The organism is Sphingopyxis sp. JAI128 (assembly GCF_014207235.1).
GTDB lineage: Bacteria > Pseudomonadota > Alphaproteobacteria > Sphingomonadales > Sphingomonadaceae > Sphingopyxis.
The window spans coordinates 23,739-39,909 of record NZ_JACHDA010000007.1; the positions used below are offsets into that span (position 1 = coordinate 23,739).

Below are 16,171 nucleotides of genomic sequence, written 5' to 3' on the forward strand. Positions count from 1 at the left end.
GTGGTTAATGTTCCGGCAGTCCTGCAACGGGGGTTGATCGGTGACATCCCTGATAGTCATGCGATCGGTTCGCGGGATTATCGTGGGAACAATCAAGGGGTGCCCAATGCGCGTACTGCTGATCGAGGACGAGCCGACGACCGCGAAAGCGATCGACACGATGCTCACGACCGAAGGCTTCAACGTCTATACCACCGATCTGGGTGAGGAAGGCTTGGACCTGGGTAAGCTCTATGATTACGACATCATCCTGCTCGACCTGAACCTGCCCGACATGCACGGCTATGACGTGTTGAAAAAGCTCCGCACCGCCAAGGTGCAGACGCCGGTGCTGATCCTGTCGGGCGTTTCGGAAATGGATTCGAAGGTGCGCTCGTTCGGCTTTGGCGCCGACGATTATGTCACCAAGCCGTTCCACCGCGACGAACTGGTCGCCCGCATCCACGCGGTCGTCCGCCGCTCGAAAGGCCACAGCCAGAGCGTGATCAAGACGGGCAAGCTGGCGGTCAACCTCGACACCAAGACGGTCGAGGTCGATACCACGCGCGTACATCTGACCGGCAAGGAATATCAGATGCTCGAGCTGCTGAGCCTCCGCAAGGGCACGACGCTGACCAAGGAAATGTTCCTCAACCACCTTTACGGCGGGATGGACGAGCCCGAACTGAAGATCATCGACGTCTTCATCTGCAAGCTGCGCAAGAAACTCGCGCTGGCTTGCGGCGGCGAAAATTATATCGAAACGGTCTGGGGCCGCGGTTACGTCCTTCGCGATATCGACGACGAAGGCAATGAGGTGCGCCGCGTCGCCTGACGCGGAACATTTCACATAAGCTTACCGAGGGAAGCCGGCGCGGAGCGATCCGCGCCGGTTTTCCTTTGCGGGCCGTTGGTGTGCTACTGCGTCTTGTCGCGCCAGACGCTACGCCCGAAATGCGCGGGCTGTGCCGCGCCGAGGACAAGGCCCGGCCGACGCGCCGCGGCGGTCGGGGGCGGAATGATTTCGAATCCCGAAGCGACGGCATGCGATGCGGGCACGGCGCCGCCGTGCGCGGCGCGCAGCAGGCTGGTGTCGATCACGCGGTCGGTCTCGATCCCGAATTTCTTGTCGACGACCCAACGCACCGTGCCGAGCATCGGGTCGTGACCGGGCAGGAACAGGGTGATCCGTTCGCCGATATGCAAGAACGCGGGTCCCTGGCCGCCGATGCCGGTTTCGGAGACGTTGCGGATCGTGATGTCGAATTGCCCAAGTCGCGAGCAGGCGAGCGCCGCCTTCACCAGCCGCGACTGGCGCGGCTGACGCTTGTCGGAAGGGGGGGGAGAGGCCTGGGAAGCCTCGGGATTCGACATGCGCGACTCATCTCTGTCGCCCGACCCCCACGTCGACCGATTATTATGGTCCCGGTCCAACCGTAACCGGAGAAGGTAAATTTTCGTTATAAACGTTCGGTGACGATTGGGGCGCGGCGCGCTTTTGCGGCGCTGCCGCAATGCCGCCAGCCTATCCCGCGAGCGCGCTCGCGATCCGCGCGACGAGCGCCTCGGCGCCTGCCTGGTCGGCGGCGGTGAAGCGCGCGGGGCGCGGGCTGTCGAGGTCGAGCACGCCGACCAGCCGGTCGTCGGCGATCACCGGTACCACCAGTTCGCTGCGGCTGTCGGCGTCGCATGCGATATGCCCCGGAAAGGCGTGGACATCGTCGACGCGCTGGGTCGCGCGCAGCCGCGCGGCGGCGCCGCACACCCCTTTTTCGAGCGGGATGCGGATGCACGCCGCCTTGCCCTGAAACGGGCCCAGCACCAGTTCCGCCCCGTCGAACCGATAGAATCCCGCCCAGTTGAGGTCGGGGATTGCCTGCCAGACCAGCGCCGCGACATTCGCCATATTGGCGATGCCATCGGGCTCGCCCGCGACGAGCGCCGCCGCGGCGTCGCCCGCCTCGGCCCATAGTTCCGCGGGGTCGGTCGCGGCGAAGGAGAGGGCATAGCTCATTATTCGACGACCAGCCCGGTCCATTTGGCCGCAAACGCATATTTGTCGGCGGCCTCCGCGATGATCTTGTCGGTCGGCTTGCCGCTGCCGTGGCCGGCCCGCGTTTCGACGCGGATCAAATGCGGCTTGTCGCCCGCCTTCGCATGCTGGAGCGCGGCGGTATATTTGAAGCTGTGCCCCGGCACGACGCGGTCGTCGGTGTCGGCGGTGGTCACCAGCACCGCGGGATAGGCCGTGCCGTCCTTGATATTATGATAGGGCGAATAGGCGAGCAGGTTCTTGAAATCGGCTTCCTTCGACGGATAGCCATAATCGTCGACCCAATAGCGGCCCGCGGTGAAGCGGTCGAAGCGCAGCATGTCCATCACGCCAACCGCGGGCAGCGCCGCGGCGAACAGGTCGGGGCGCTGGTTGGTCACCGCGCCGACGAGCAGGCCGCCGTTCGACCCGCCCTCGATCGCGATCTGTCCCTTGCCCGCGATCCCCTCGGCGATCAGATATTCGCCCGCGGCGATGAAATCGTCGAAAACATTCTGCTTCTTGTCGAGCCGGCCCGCATCGTGCCACGCCTTGCCATATTCGCCGCCGCCGCGCAGATTCGCGATGGCGAGTACGCCGCCCTTGTCGACCCAGGCGAGCCGCGTGGGGGAGAAGCCCGGGGTCATCGACACGTTGAAGCCGCCATAGCCATAGAGCAGCGTCGGCGATCCCTTGCTGCGGTCGAGCCCCTTTTTCATCACGACGAACATCGGTACCTGGGTGCCGTCCTTCGATTTGTAGAATCGCTGCTCGACGCTGAAGTCATCGGGTTTGAAGGTCAGCTTGGGCTCGGCGAAAATCTCGCTCTTGCCCGTCGCGGTGTCGAAGCGGTAGATCGTCGTCGGCCGCGCGTAGCTGGAGAAGGCATAGAAGGTTTCGGGATCGCTCGACTTGCCGCCGAAGCCCGAGGCCGAACCGATGTCGGAGAGGTTGATCTTCGCCACCGGCTTGCCGTCGAGCGCGACCATGCGCGCCTCCGACTTGGCATCGCCGAGGTAGGAAAGGATGATGCGGTCGCCGACGCGCGACGCCCCGACCAGCGTGTCGGCGTTTTCTGCGACCAGCTGGGTCAGCTCGGCCGGATTCTTGATATCCATCGACACCAGCCGCTGGCGCGGCGCCCTCTTGTTGGTGAGGAAGGTGAATCGCGTGCCCGCGTTGGTCACATATTCCCAATTATTCGCGAAATCGTCGACCAGCGTGATCGGCTTTCCGGCACGCTTGCCAAGTGGATAGAGGGTGAGGCCATAGCGTTCGTCGGTGCCTTCGGAGCCGACAACGAGCAGATATTCGCCATCGTCGGTGACCACCGCGCTGTTGTTGAGCTTGGGTTTGTCGGGGGTGGCGTGGATCAGCACGTCTTCGCTCTGCGGCGTGCCGAGCTTGTGGAAATAGACGCTGTGATTTTCGTTGAGCGACTGGAAGGCTTCGCCCTCCTTTGGCTCGGGGAAGCGCGAATAATAGAAGCCGCTGCCGTCCTTCGCCCAGTCGAGCGCCGAGAATTTGACCCAGCGGATCATGTCGGGCAGGTCGCTTCCGGTCGCGACGTCCATCACACGCACGACGCGCCAGTCGGTGCCGCCGTCCTGCACCGAATAGAGGAGATATTTGCCGTCCTCCGACGGGGTCCATTCGGCGAGGGCGGTGGCACCGTCCTTGGCCCACAGATTCGGGTCGATGAGGATGCGCCCCTCGCCCTTCAGCCCTTCGCGGACATAAAGCACCGACTGCGGCTGCAGCCCGTCGTTGCGGCTGTAGAAATAGCGGTTGCCTGCCTTGGTCGGCAGGCCGAAGCGTTCATAATTGTAAAGCTCGGTCATCCGCGCCTTGAACGCGTCGCGACCGGGCAGCGTGTCGAGATAGGCGTCGGTGACCTTGTTCTGCGCCGCGACCCAGTCGGCGACCTTCGGATTGACGCGGACGTCGTCCTCGAGCCAGCGATAGGGATCGGCGACGTCGACGCCGAACTGCGGATCGACCGTATCGCCGCGCGGCGAGTCGGGATAGGCGATCGCAGGCGAGGTCGCCGATGCAGCGGCTTCAGCCGCCTGCGCAGCCGCCGGAGTCATGAAAAGGGCGACCAGCGCAAGCGGCGCGGACAGGGCTTTACGGGACATGGCAAGGCGATCCTCATGTGTCTGCGGAGAAATTATCGTGCGCCGATATGTAAGCATCGGCATGCGGCGGGCAAGGGGATTCGAGCCACCCCACCCGGCCTAGCTGCGTTGGGTGGCGATCCCCAGCCGGGCGAAATCGGCTTCGGTCTCGGCCAACGCGAGCATGCCGCTGCAAGCCCGCGCGCCCGGCGCGGGGCGGTGGCCGCTCCGAAACCGGCGCAACAGCGCGAGCGCCGCCAGCGTCGGGACATAGGGGCCGCGATTGCCGTCGGCGCGTAGCGTCCACCGCGCTTCGGCCGGATTGTTGCGGCTGTCGCGTCCGCCGACCAAGATATCCATCGCGCCGATGTCGCTGCCGAAGGGAATCAGTGTTTTTGCAACCGCGAGCAATGGCCGCGAGGCGGGGCGCAGGCTGGCGACCCAGCCAAGGCGGACGGGAATTGCGAGCAGGGCGAGGCCGAGATGCAGAATGGATAATTCCATGCCGGCGAAAAATTCCGCGCTGTCCCGCGGGTGGTAACGCCGGACGAGAAGATCCTGTTCGGGCGTGTCGCAGACGCTGGCCCAGCGCGTACCGACGCCCGGCATCCGCCAGCGGTGGAGCAGTCCCCAGCCGGGGACGTCGGTCCAGCGCCCGGCGCGCCAGACCCGGACCGGATGCCCGACATAGGACAGGATCGCGTGCACCACGGCGAGCCCGCGCGGGGCGCGGTTGCCGGGGAAGATGCCGATCCGGATGCGATCTATGCCTTGCCAGCCATCGGTCAGCGCGAGATATGAACCGCGCGGCGAAAACCGGGGCTCAGTTCATAGACCAAGCTTGCATTCCGTTCACAAGCTCAACGTCAGCTCACCACCGCCAAGCCGACGCGCGCCGGGGCACGCTATTTCGCCGCCGCATTCCCGGCCGGGCGCTTCCAGCCAGTCTTGTATTTTTCGAACCATGCGAGGATTGCCGAGGCCTTGGCGGCCGATTGCGAGGGGCGGGCGGCGATGCCGCCGTGGCTGGCGCCGGGCACCTCGACCAGGGCCGTCGGCACGCCGCGAAGGCGCAGTGCCGTGTAATATTGTTCGGATTCGCTGACCGGGGTGCGATAATCCTCGGCACCGACGACGACCATCGTCGGGGTCTCGACATTGCCGACCAGCGACAGCGGCGACAGCGACCAGTAGAGTTCGGGCTTTTCCCACGGCTGGGCGCCGAGCCAATAACGGCCGAAGAAGGCGGGGCCGTCGGCGGTCAGCGCCTGCGTCGTCCAGTTGATCACCGGCTTTTGCGTCACCGCCGCCTTGAACCGGTTGGTCTTCCCCACGATCCAGCTGGTGAGTACGCCGCCGCCCGACCCGCCGGTAACGAACAGCGCGTCGGGATCGGCGATGCCGAGGGCGATCGCGCGGTCGACGATCGAGATGAGGTCGAAATAATCATTGCCCGGATAGGCCTTGTCGATCTCTTGCGCGAAGGCCTCGCCATAGCTTGTCGAGCCGCGCGGGTTCGCAGAGAGCACGGCATATCCGGCGGCGGCGTAAAGCTGGTTGTCGGTCGAGAAATGCGGGCCGTAGGCAGTGAAGGGGCCACCGTGGATTTCGAGGATCAGCGGTACGCGCTGGCCCTCGACATAGCCGGGCGGGAGCGTCAGCCAGCCCTCGATCGTCTTGCCGTCGTGGCTGGAGGCGGTCGTGATCTTGCGCACCTCGCCGAGTGATTTCACCTCGCGCAGGCTGCGGTTGAGGTCGGTGAGGATGCGCGCGTCGCCGCCGCGCGCGAGCTGGACTTCGGCGGGGCGCGCCCAGGTGCCGCCGGTGAATGCGACCGCGCCGCCATCGGAAACGGTAAAGCTGCCGCCCGTATAAGGACGGTCCATCGCGCCGCCCGACAGCCCCTTGGCGACATCGCGGACAGCGCCGTCGAGGCCGATCCGTGCGACCTTCGTCTCGCCATGGTCGTCATATTGGGCATAAAGCGCGCGGCCATCGGCCGCCCACTGGATCGCATCGACGCTATAGTCCCAATTTTCGGCGATGGCGCGGCGGCCTGAGCCGTCGCGGTTCATCACATAGAGATTGGTGTTTTCATAAGCGCGGCCGGCATCGTCGAAGCCGAGATATGCGATCTTGCCGCCGTCGGGCGAGACAAGCGGATTGGCGTCGGGGCCATTGCGACCGGTGAGCGCGATGATGGTGCCGCGGGCGACGTCGAGCGCGTATATTTCGCTTTCGACCGGATCGCTTTCCCAGTCGGGCTGGCGGTTCGCGCTGAAATAGAGGGTGCGGCCATCGCGCGACCAGCTCAAGGGGCCGCCGTCATGATAGGGACCGAAGGTCAGCTGGCGCGGCGCGCCGCCGGTCGCGGGGACGAGGAAGATTTTTTCGAACCCCGGTTCGATATAGCCCTGCCCGTCGGCGCGGTAGGTGAGGAGGTCGCGAACCTCGAGCGGGTCGGCCCATTTCGCGCCCTCGGGCTTGTTTGCGGGGGCGCTGCCGAATTTCGGCCCGTCGTCCTTGACGAGCATCGTATAGGCGATCGAACGCCCGTCGGGCGACCAGGCGAGGCTCGACGGGCTGGTGGGCAGGCCGGTCAGGCGCACCGCTTCGCCACTGACTGTCCAGCGCACCCACAGCTGCGCGCTGCCGCCCTCGGTCGAGACATAGGCGAGGCGCTTGCCATCGGGCGACCAGCGCGGCGCGAACGCGTCGCCAGCGCGGGCGGCGACGGGCGTTTCCGCACCGGTCGCGGTGTCGATCAGCCAGATCGTGCTGACCGCGCGGTCGGTCATGATGTCGTTCGAGCGGCGGACATAAGCGATGTGGCGGCCGTCGGGGGCGATCTGTGGATCGGCGGCGATTGAAAGGTCAAAGAGATCGGCGCCGGTGAGGCGGCGTTCGGGGCCGGTGCGCGCGCTGCCCACGGCGGAGGCGGACATCGGGGCGGGGGAGGGCGTGGGCGCGGCGGCAGCGGGGTCCGATACGGGCGCGGTCTCGGGCGCCTCCTCCTGCTGTGCGCGGAGCGGCTGCGCCGCGAAGGCGAGAATGGCGGCTGAGAACAAGGCCGTTTTGCGCATGACATGCTTCCCCATTTTTCCGAAGTGCAGGGTCTGGACATTCGGGTGCGGGCGGTCAACTACCGATGGTTCGAGGAGTTGAGGTAGTCCGCGCGCGGGCGAATGAAGGGCGGCAGAAAGACTATGAACATGGATTTTTCGCAGTTGCAGGCGTCGAGCAAGATCGGCGACGACTGGGTCTATCCGCAGCCGCCCTGCCTGAATTTCGGCTGGCTGGAGGTCGATCGCGATCCGGCGCACCGGATTTACTGGGAAGAATATGGCAATCCCGACGGTGAGCCGGTGATGTTCCTGCACGGTGGCCCCGGCGGCGCCTGCGCCCCCGTGATGGCGCGATTCTTCGATCCCAAACGCTATCGCGTAATCCTGTTCGACCAGCGCGGTTGCGGCAAGAGCGAACCCAATGTCGCGACGGCCGGCCCGTCGGTGGCTTTAGCCAAGAACAGCACCGCCGACCTGATCGGCGATATCGAGAAACTGCGCGACAGGCTGGAGATTGCGGGGCCGATGCATGTGTTCGGGGGGAGTTGGGGGAGTACGCTCGCGATGGCCTATGCGATCGCGCACCCAGATCATACCGCGAGCCTGATCCTGCGCGGCATCTTTCTCGGCGCGGCGGAGGACCTGCGCTACCTTTATCAGGGCAATGCCGCGACGTGGGACAAGGATCCATACGGGCTGACCGAACCCGGTGCCTATATGAAATATCCGGACGAATGGGCGGCGCTGCTGTCGGTGCTGACCCCTGACGAACGCCGCGACGTGATGACATCCTATAAGACGATCTTCGACCATGTGCCCGCGAACGCGGCCGAAAAGGAGCGGCAGCAGCGCGCCGCGCTGATTTGGTCGTTGTGGGAGGGGGTGATTTCGAACATGATCCCCGAAACCGCCGACACGGGCAAGTTCGGCGAGGCCGATTTCGCGCTGTGTTTCGCGCAGATCGAGGCGCATTATTTCGCCAACGCGCTGTTCCTGCCGGCCGGGCATTTTTTCGACCATATCGACATTTTGGCATCGATCCCGGTGCATATCGTCCATGGGCGGTTCGACGAGGTGTGCCCGCTGGCGCAGGCGTCGAGGCTGGTCGCGGCGCTGACCGAAGCGGGCGCCGCGCCCGCGACCTATGTCGTGACCAACGCGGGACACAGCGCGATGGAGCGCGAGAATGCGCTGGCGCTGACCGCGATCATGGACGGGCTGCCGCCGATCGCCCTCTGACCCGCGGTCACCGCGCCTGACCGGACGCCGCGGGAGATCGTCGCGGCGCGCCGAGCGGCAGGCCCGCCGCCGGGCCCTGCCGCCGGAACCATTGCCCCGCGTCGATCACGCGGCGCGGCGCGGCCTTGCGCAGCGCGGCGTCGAGCAGCGCGCGATTTTTATAGCTGCCGATCACCATCACCCGCTTGCCGGGATGCGCGCGGACCGCCGCGAGCGCGCGGCCGGTCATGAAATCGTCCCAGCGCGCCTGCGCCTGCGCGAAGGCGGGGCCCGCGAGCGCGAAGCGCGCCGACTGCACGCCATCGGCGAGCGCGGCGGTCGTCGCATCCTGCACCTGCGCGGCGCCTTGCCAATAGGCGAGGAGGAAGGCGTCGACATCGGCCGCGAGGCGCGACAGCGCGGCGGCGCCGCCCGGATCGCGCCGTCGCATGGCGTCGAAGGCGGCGCCGGCTTCGCCCGAAATCGCCCCGAACAGCGCGCCGTCGGGCTCCATCGCCACCGTTTCGACCTCCATCGCTGCGAGCAGCGGCCAGATCACCGCCGGATATTCGGGGCGGCCAGGGGTCGCCGTGCGCCCGGCGAGTTCGTCGGCGCGGACCTCGAGGACGAGCACATCGGGGGCGAAGGCGCGGATCGCGGCGCCGAGATCGTCATAGCCGAACGCGGGCTCGCGCGGGTGGAGATCGTGGAGCGCGCCGACGACGAGCACCGCGTCTTTTGGCGGCGCGGGGGGCGGGGCGGCGGACGCCGGCCGCACGATGGCGGCCAGGATGGGACCGGCGAGCAAGGCGAATATATAGGCGGGGCGCATGGCGATAACCCTTTGCTGTGGCGTCCGCCGCATGGGGCATGCCGCGGTGCGCAAGCGAGGGTCGATCGGCAAGCGGGACCGCCGCTTCGCCAAGCGGGTCAGAGCGCAAGATGCGCGGCGACGTTTTCGCGATAGCGGCGGCTGAGGCGCAGCGTCTGCCCAGTGCAAAGCAGCAGGCTGGCATCGCCGCGGCCGAGGCGGCGCACCTCGCGCACCCGGTCGAGCCGCACGATCGCGCCGCGATGGACGCGCGCGAATTCGGCGCCGGGCAGTTCGGTGGCGAGCGCCGCGAGCGACCGGTCGGTGAGCAGGCTGCGTTCGCCCGCATGGACCTCGGCATAGTCGCCGGCCGCCGCGATCCAATCGATTTCGGCGAGCGGCACGCGGTGCAACCCGCCCGAAACGCGAATCCACAGCCCGTCGTCGCCCGCCGGTGTGGAGGCGGCCGCGGCGGCGGGCGTCGGCGCGCGCAGGCGGCGGCGCAGATGCGCGGCGGCGACCAGCGCCAGATAGGCAAAGGCGGCCTTGTCGACATTGGCGAGCAGTACCGGTTCGACCATGGCCCATCGGGTCGGGGCCTGCGCGCCGTAGATGGGCCGGAAGAGGAGGACGAAGAGCGCGACGTGCAGCGCGGTCGCGAGCGGATAACCCAAAATCCAGAGCGCCGCAGCGGCCCGGCGCGGCAGCCGTGCCGCGAGCAGCGCGTCGGCGGTCTTGAGCAGCAGCGGCGTCAGCAGCGCCCAGACCGAAAAGATCGCCGCCGTGTAGCCGAGCGTCGGCCACCAGTCCTGCGGCCGCCCGCGGTAAGCGGCGAAAACCTGTCCCTGCGCCGCGCTGGCGAGCGTGACGAGAGCCCAGAGCAGCGCGCCGGCGCCAATCGCGACGAGGCGCGCATCGGGTGTTCTTGCCTTGCCATCGTCGGTCATGCGCCGGTCATCCCGTTCGATCGGCGGGGCGCCCGTCGCGCCGGTCCGCCGGAAACCACGCCGCGCGGGACCGGCATGCGGGCCATCCCGAGCGCCTTTGCAGCCATAGAAGGGATGAATGCATGAGGAAAGGGGCAGGTCAGGGTGAAAATCACCATATAGGTTATTTCTATTGACATCGTCACGCTGTTATGGCACAAGTGTCGCGATTATGTAGTTTACAAACCCAACCGAAAGGGCTATAGAATGTGCATCAACGGAGCACATCACCATGTCGGTTCTTTCTTCCCCCTATTTCCATGACGAAGCCAAGGCTTTCGAGCATCTGGAAAGCATCGTTTGGGCTGACGGAGTTGTCTGCCCGCATTGCGGCGTGGTGGGTGGTCGGGTCTATGACCTGTCGGGCGTTCGCGGCAAGCCAACCCTGAAAAGCCCCGAGGGCGCGCTCCGTCACGGCCTCAAGAAATGTGGTGAGTGCCGCAAGCAGTTCACGGTGAAGGTGGGCACCGTGTTTGAACATGCCCGCATGCCGCTCCACAAGATGCTACAGGCCGTCCACCTGATTGCGTCGAGCAAGAAGGGTATCAGCGCCCACCAGCTTGGCCGCATCCTTGAGGTCCAGTACAAGACCGCTTGGTTCCTTGCCCACCGCATCCGCGAAGCCATGCGTTCGGGCGACCTCGCTGCCCCGTTCGGTTCTGGCGGTGGCGCTGTCGAGGTCGATGAAACCTATTTCGGCACCAAGGAAGGCCGTCGCGGCGCCAAGGCTGGCACGGCTCACAAGTTCGGCGTCATCGCCCTTGTGGACCGCGAGAGCGGCACCATGCGCTCGTTCACCTTTGACAAGTTCCGCGCCGACGAGGTTCACCCCATCGTCCTGAATAACATCGCCCGCGAAGCCCGTTTGATGACCGACGAAGCCAAGATGTATAAGAAGATTGGCCGCGAGTTCGCCGAGCATGGCACGACGCTCCACGGCGCTCGCCAGTATGTCGATTACAAGGATCGCACGATCCACACCAACACCGTTGAAGGTGCGTTCTCGATTTTCAAGCGCGGCATGAAGGGCGTCTATCAGCATTGCGGCGAACAGCATCTGCACCGCTACCTTGCAGAGTTCGAGTTCCGCTATAACACCCGTCAGGCGAACGGCATTGATGATCGCGGTCGGGCTGTTGCAGCGGTGCGGGGCATCGTTGGCAAGCGTCTGACGTATAGGAGTCCTGACGTCGAAGCGTAGAAAGTGATTCACTTTCAGTTGCTTGCAATGATGCCTAACGCCTTGACTTTCAGCACCATTTGACCTATATGGTGATTATTCCGCAAGGATGTAGATGGTACACTAATCCATCGAACGGGGCTGACGGCCCCGTTTTTGTTATGGGAGGTATTTCATCCCGTAGCCGTTCCTAGTCCCATCCCAGCTACGATCGTATTTGCGATCCCAAAGCAGGTCGCCGAACCGAGCCGAAAATGGCTTGCGAGGGGTGTCCTTATCCCGCAACAGCATAACTCTGTCGAAGCTTGGTTTCGCGTATAGATCGGCGATCTGAAGGCCGGTATTGTTGTGCTTCTTTTCGCGAAACTCGATGTCGAACGTCGTGAGTCGTGCCTTGAACCGCTCAGGGTCTTTCACAAATTGCGTTCCATTGGTGCAGGCTTCTGCGAAGTGCTTCGCCAGCGCTTTGTTCTTTTTGTCCTTCCGGCTTTCGGCGTAAACGTCGCCTCTACCGTTCACCCTCTCTAGGTACTGGACGTACTTCTCGGCCAGCACCTCCGCGCAATAGAGATAAGGTTCTTTCAACTGCCAATGTTGCTTACGAAGCATCGCGTGCTTGTCGATCACCACGGTGATGACTGTATGGGGAAGGGCGTCGAGATACGCGAACAGCCGGTCCTGAAACAAGGCCATCGTGGCGCCGTCCTTTAGACACTCAAAGTCGCCTTTTGCAGATAAAAAGTCGCTGCGATGAAGGACTGCCGGAGCCGCGTCGGGATCGGCGCGCGGGAAAAATTGGTGCTTGATCGCGTTGAGTTCAGGCGTCGCGTTGGCCGCAACGTCTGTGTGTGATATAACCACACCGGTAACCGCCAAATGCTGGTGATCCGGCAGGTGACAGCTAATAATATCGTCGGTGCCGCATTCATCGACATACATGCGATAGAGCATTCGGAAGTAGAGCCATGAACAGCCCAAAGAGTCAAATTGACAAGTTCAAGGAAGCTGCGCGCGACCTTGAGACTGACGATGATCCCAAGCGCTTTGACGAGCGCCTAGGGAAGCTGGTGAAGCATAAGCCGGTGACGAGACCTACTGAGACGTCAACTGGGCAGGGGTAAGCGCCTCTATCGCTAGTTGGGCAACGGATGGTGCTAGGTCGCCACTCTTAACCTTGGCCTGTAGGTATCCGGCAAATTTGCCGCCCTCGATGTAGTGGTCCTGCAACCACTCGCGGTAAGCCCCAAGGGCGCTAAGCGGGTAGCACCATGATTCTTGCGGGTTTGACTTGGCCTGAGGATGATCTGCGGGATAATTGTGAGGATACTTGATCCGGTCGCCGAAATCCGTCTCTAGGCCGTTCTCGCTCCAGAATTTGCCCCAATGGATTCCGATAGAAATATCAACGACGGTTTTCTCGCCGATCTGTGCGCCAGCAACGATAAGCTCATAAATGATGGTGTGGGCCTCATTGAAAACGTGAAAATAGCCGCGTGGGGCAGACTGATAATTGAGCGCTATCCGGTCATGCCACTTTTTGAAACGATCGGCACCTGTAGGATCATAGCCGACTTGGCTATAAATCATGTCCCTTAGCTTCGACCCGGCCAACAGGCGGAAATTGCGGCGCGCCTGCTCTTGGACGTTCGCGCCAGCGTCCATCGCATAGTATTCGAGGATCGCGAGGCAGACTTCCGCCGGATAACAAAAGTGGGCTTTCCCGCCGTGAACGATCTCGACGTGAGCGGTTTCAGCGACGAGATTGGACTCGTCGAGAATGGCCTTAATCTTCTTAATTCGAGGCTTTAGGTCTGACTCATTCCATTGTGAGCTGATCGTGCCGATATGGGCGTTCTCAACGCCGCAAAGCACCGCCAACCCGCGCTGGTTCAAATATGGGGTGCCGTTTGACAAGACGCCCATGCCTACGTCGCCAAAATCACCGGCCTTCTCGATGCCAAGGGCCAAAACCCCCTGCTTTGAGGTGATTTCCATTTGTGTCGATTTGGCTGCTAAGACATTGATCTTAATGCCAGAAGGGGTGATTTCCTTTGGTCCGTTTGTCAATTCATCGCTCCTGTTCCCGCACGTCTAAATTAGGGCCTGTGGCAGGGGAGTCCAGTCGTGTCTAAATCCGATCCGGCGACTATACAGCGCCGCCCATACGATCCGATGGGCCATGAACCATATCGGTTAAAATATCTTGACAAAGCGTGACGCTGCGTGTAGAGATTTCTACATCATGGCGAATCGCGTCCACCGTAAGGGACGCTCGTCAGTCAAGATGCTTGTGGGTTTGCAAACTACATAAACGCCACAAGTGTCACATCATGAAGAATTGCGATTCGGGCCGGCGCCCTTCCGTTTGCGGGAGGGTGTTCCGGCCCGAATGTTTTTGGAGGTGGCGATGGACGATGAGATCGGACCGCAGTGTAACGGGCCGCTTCAGATCAAGAAGACCAAGGCGAACGGATGGACCAAGGCGCGCCGCGCGGCGTTCCTGGCCGAGCTTGCCATGTCGTGCAACGTCCGCCGCGCCCATGGCGTGGCGGAGATGGCGCAGGGGAGTGCGTACCGGCTCCGTCGCCGCGATCCCCTGTTCGCGCGGCAATGGCAGGAAGCGCTGGAACTCGGTTACGAGCGGCTCGAAATGGCGCTGGTGCGCCGCGCGCTCGAAGCCGTCGACGAACTGGCGCTGGATGACGAGGGCAAGGAGCTGGTCGAGAAGATGACGGTCGCGCAGGCGATCACGCTGCTCCGCCAGCATCGTGCGAGCGTCGAGCGCGGCGCCGCCGTCGGACGCCGGTCACAGCCGCGCGAGGTGGCGACGCAGGAAGAAACCGACGCGGTGCTGTTCAAGCGGATCGCCATGGTGCTCCGCCAGCGGGCGCGACGCGCCGGGGAGGGCGGCGTCGCCGCGCTGCCGCCGCCCGGCGGCGACAAAGGCAAAGGGGACGCGCCCGATGCGCCGGCTGGCCGATGAGCTGAGCTCCGCCGCGATCGATGCGACCGATGCGTGGTCGCGCCGGATACGGACCGACGATTTCTGGGCATGGTGGGAGACGCTGACCGAGGCCGAGCGGCGGAACGTCCTGCGCGGGCTGAACGCTGCGCAAAAGCGCGAGTTCATCCGCCGCTGGTATGGATTCGAGAATGACGGCCAGCGCGAACCGCAGGGCGACTGGCGCGTCTGGTTGATCCAGGCGGGCCGCGGGTTCGGCAAGACGCGCGCGGGTTCGGAGTGGGTGAGCCAGGTTGCGCGCGATATCCCGGATGCCCGGATCGCGCTGGTGGCAGCAACGCATGCCGACGGCGTGCGCGTGATGATCGAGGGACCGAGCGGGCTGATCGCGGTGGCGCGCGACCATGAGCCGGCGCGCTGGGTCCGCGAACGGCGCGAGCTGCGTTTTGCGAGCGGCGCGGTGGCGACACTCTATTCGGCCGAGGCGGGCGAGGAGCTGCGCGGCCCCGAACATCATGTGGCGTGGTGCGACGAGCTGGCGAAATGGCGGCGCGGCGAGGCGGCGTGGGACAATCTGATGCTGGGAATGCGGCTCGGCGAACGGCCGCGCACATTGGTCACGACGACGCCGCGCAGCAATGCGGTGATGCGGCGGATCAAGGCGGTGCCGGGGATCGCGGAGACATTCGGCCGGACGCGCGACAATGTGCACCTGCCCGACAATTTCGTCGAGGCGATGCTGCTGAGTTACGGCGGGACGCGCCTTGGACGGCAGGAGCTCGATGGCGAATTGCTCGAGGATGTCGAGGGCGCGCTGTGGACGCGGGGGCTGATCGAGCGGTGCCGGGTTGGCGCGGACGCAACGGCCAAGCCGGTGCGCGTCGTGATCGGGGTCGATCCGCCCGCGACGAGCCGCGGCGACGCGTGCGGGATCGTGGTGGCGGCGCTGCTGCGCGACGGGAGGCTGGCGGTGGTCGAGGATGCGAGCGTCGAGAACCCGCCGCCCGCGGTGTGGGCGCAGGCGGTTGCGAGCGCGGCGGCGCGCTGGGGCGCCGACCGTGTGGTCGCCGAGAGCAATATGGGCGGCGAGATGGTCGAGAACACGCTGCGGCAGGCCGAGCTGACGCTGCCGGTGGTGCCGGTGCATGCGAGCGTCGGTAAGGCGCGCCGCGCCGAGCCGGTCGCGATCGCCTATGAGCGCGGGCGGGTGGTGCATGCGGGGGCGTTTGCGGCGCTGGAAGACCAGCTTTGCGGGTTGCAGGTGGGCGGCGGCTATGCGGGGCCGGGGCGCTCGCCCGATCGGGCGGATGCGTGCGTCTGGGCGCTGGCGGAACTGCTGGACGGGTTGAAGAGGGGGCGGGAGCCGGGAGTAAGGCGGGTTTGAGCTTTGCGGTTCCGGACGTTCAAGTTTACACGTGCGAAACGTCGATTTTGGGGGCAAGCGATGAAGTGCCTAAGCGTCGGAGAGAGTGTTTCAATCGAAGACGGCGTTGCGCAAATCGCTTTTGACCTTAGCGGCTCGCCTGCTGCCTACCTCATCATCTCAAGGCCGTGCGATCCAAGCGCGGCCGACGAGTTTTTCGGTCACGATCACTATCTGGAGATCAAGGACCAGCGTTACGGGAGCTACGGGCCAATTAGCGCGCTTGAGATCAGCGGCGCGTCCGGCTTTCGCATTCGCTTCAAGCACGATGTTCCGGATTTGAAGGATGAACTCTTTATCATCACGAGCGCCCCGATGTCGGACGCAATCATAGACCAACTGCGAGCTTTGGAACGTTCTGAATGAAGCGGGCGGCATATAGTTCCGAAAGAGTAGAA

The 16,171-nt window shown here is 64.4% G+C and carries 15 protein-coding genes; 6 read left to right on the forward strand and 9 right to left on the reverse strand.

Annotated features, from left to right (window positions below; translation table 11 throughout):
- Positions 1-106: 106 nt before the first annotated feature.
- Positions 107-814: a response regulator transcription factor CtrA gene (gene ctrA, locus HDC35_RS16065; RefSeq protein WP_184648406.1), complete on the forward strand. Its 708-nt coding sequence runs from the start codon at positions 107-109 to the stop codon at positions 812-814.
- Between the two features lie 83 nt (positions 815-897).
- Here the strand turns inward: ctrA and HDC35_RS16070 are convergent, their stop codons facing one another.
- The 5 genes from HDC35_RS16070 to HDC35_RS16090 all read right to left on the reverse strand — a co-directional run bounded on the left by HDC35_RS16070 (position 898) and on the right by HDC35_RS16090 (position 7,211).
- Positions 898-1,353, reverse strand: coding sequence for a PilZ domain-containing protein (locus HDC35_RS16070; protein ID WP_184648407.1), 456 nt, complete (start codon positions 1,351-1,353; stop codon positions 898-900).
- 151 nt (positions 1,354-1,504) lie between these two features.
- Positions 1,505-1,993 (reverse strand): GAF domain-containing protein, encoded by a 489-nt coding sequence (locus tag HDC35_RS16075; protein WP_184648408.1) that lies wholly within the window; start codon positions 1,991-1,993, stop codon positions 1,505-1,507.
- Positions 1,993-4,149, reverse strand: a complete 2,157-nt coding sequence (locus HDC35_RS16080; protein ID WP_184648409.1) for a prolyl oligopeptidase family protein — start codon at positions 4,147-4,149, stop codon at positions 1,993-1,995. Before HDC35_RS16080 ends, HDC35_RS16075 begins: the two co-directional genes overlap by 1 nt.
- Before the next feature lie 99 nt (positions 4,150-4,248).
- Positions 4,249-4,839 carry a hypothetical protein gene (locus HDC35_RS16085; protein WP_184648410.1) on the reverse strand — a complete coding sequence of 197 codons (591 nt, stop codon included), beginning with the start codon at positions 4,837-4,839 and terminating at the stop codon, positions 4,249-4,251.
- Between the two features lie 194 nt (positions 4,840-5,033).
- Complete coding sequence (locus HDC35_RS16090; protein ID WP_184648411.1) at positions 5,034-7,211, reverse strand: S9 family peptidase; 2,178 nt, start codon at positions 7,209-7,211, stop codon at positions 5,034-5,036.
- Positions 7,212-7,340: 129 nt separating this feature from the next.
- Here HDC35_RS16090 and pip point away from each other — a divergent pair, with 129 nt between their 5' ends.
- Entirely contained in the window at positions 7,341-8,432 is a 1,092-nt protein-coding gene (pip, locus tag HDC35_RS16095; protein WP_184648412.1) for a prolyl aminopeptidase, read from the forward strand.
- A 7-nt stretch (positions 8,433-8,439) separates the two neighbouring features.
- Here the strand turns inward: pip and HDC35_RS16100 are convergent, their stop codons facing one another.
- A complete protein-coding gene (locus tag HDC35_RS16100; protein WP_184648413.1) occupies positions 8,440-9,243 on the reverse strand; it encodes a hypothetical protein in 804 nt (267 codons plus the stop codon).
- A gap of 98 nt (positions 9,244-9,341) precedes the next feature.
- Positions 9,342-10,169 carry a LytTR family DNA-binding domain-containing protein gene (locus HDC35_RS16105; protein ID WP_184648414.1) on the reverse strand — a complete coding sequence of 276 codons (828 nt, stop codon included), beginning with the start codon at positions 10,167-10,169 and terminating at the stop codon, positions 9,342-9,344.
- 271 nt (positions 10,170-10,440) lie between these two features.
- On the opposite strand from HDC35_RS16105, the gene HDC35_RS16110 reads away from it, so the two are divergent.
- Positions 10,441-11,409: an IS1595 family transposase gene (locus HDC35_RS16110; RefSeq protein ID WP_184648415.1), complete on the forward strand. Its 969-nt coding sequence runs from the start codon at positions 10,441-10,443 to the stop codon at positions 11,407-11,409.
- Between the two features lie 138 nt (positions 11,410-11,547).
- On the opposite strand, the gene HDC35_RS16115 is transcribed toward HDC35_RS16110, so the two are convergent.
- Together HDC35_RS16115 and HDC35_RS16120 are read right to left on the reverse strand one after the other, a co-directional pair.
- Positions 11,548-12,339 carry a DUF3800 domain-containing protein gene (locus HDC35_RS16115; RefSeq protein WP_184648416.1) on the reverse strand — a complete coding sequence of 264 codons (792 nt, stop codon included), beginning with the start codon at positions 12,337-12,339 and terminating at the stop codon, positions 11,548-11,550.
- 141 nt (positions 12,340-12,480) lie between these two features.
- Positions 12,481-13,455, reverse strand: coding sequence for a hypothetical protein (locus HDC35_RS16120; protein ID WP_184648417.1), 975 nt, complete (start codon positions 13,453-13,455; stop codon positions 12,481-12,483).
- A gap of 340 nt (positions 13,456-13,795) precedes the next feature.
- Here HDC35_RS16120 and HDC35_RS16125 point away from each other — a divergent pair, with 340 nt between their 5' ends.
- The 3 genes from HDC35_RS16125 to HDC35_RS16135 are packed head-to-tail and all read left to right on the forward strand — an operon-like array spanning position 13,796 to position 16,139.
- Positions 13,796-14,371 (forward strand): hypothetical protein, encoded by a 576-nt coding sequence (locus HDC35_RS16125; RefSeq protein ID WP_184648418.1) that lies wholly within the window; start codon positions 13,796-13,798, stop codon positions 14,369-14,371.
- Positions 14,352-15,734 carry a DNA-packaging protein gene (locus tag HDC35_RS16130; protein WP_184648419.1) on the forward strand — a complete coding sequence of 461 codons (1,383 nt, stop codon included), beginning with the start codon at positions 14,352-14,354 and terminating at the stop codon, positions 15,732-15,734. The genes HDC35_RS16125 and HDC35_RS16130 overlap by 20 nt, the downstream gene beginning before the upstream one ends.
- Positions 15,735-15,794: 60 nt before the next feature.
- Entirely contained in the window at positions 15,795-16,139 is a 345-nt protein-coding gene (locus HDC35_RS16135; protein ID WP_184648420.1) for a hypothetical protein, read from the forward strand.
- Positions 16,140-16,171: the final 32 nt, after the last annotated feature.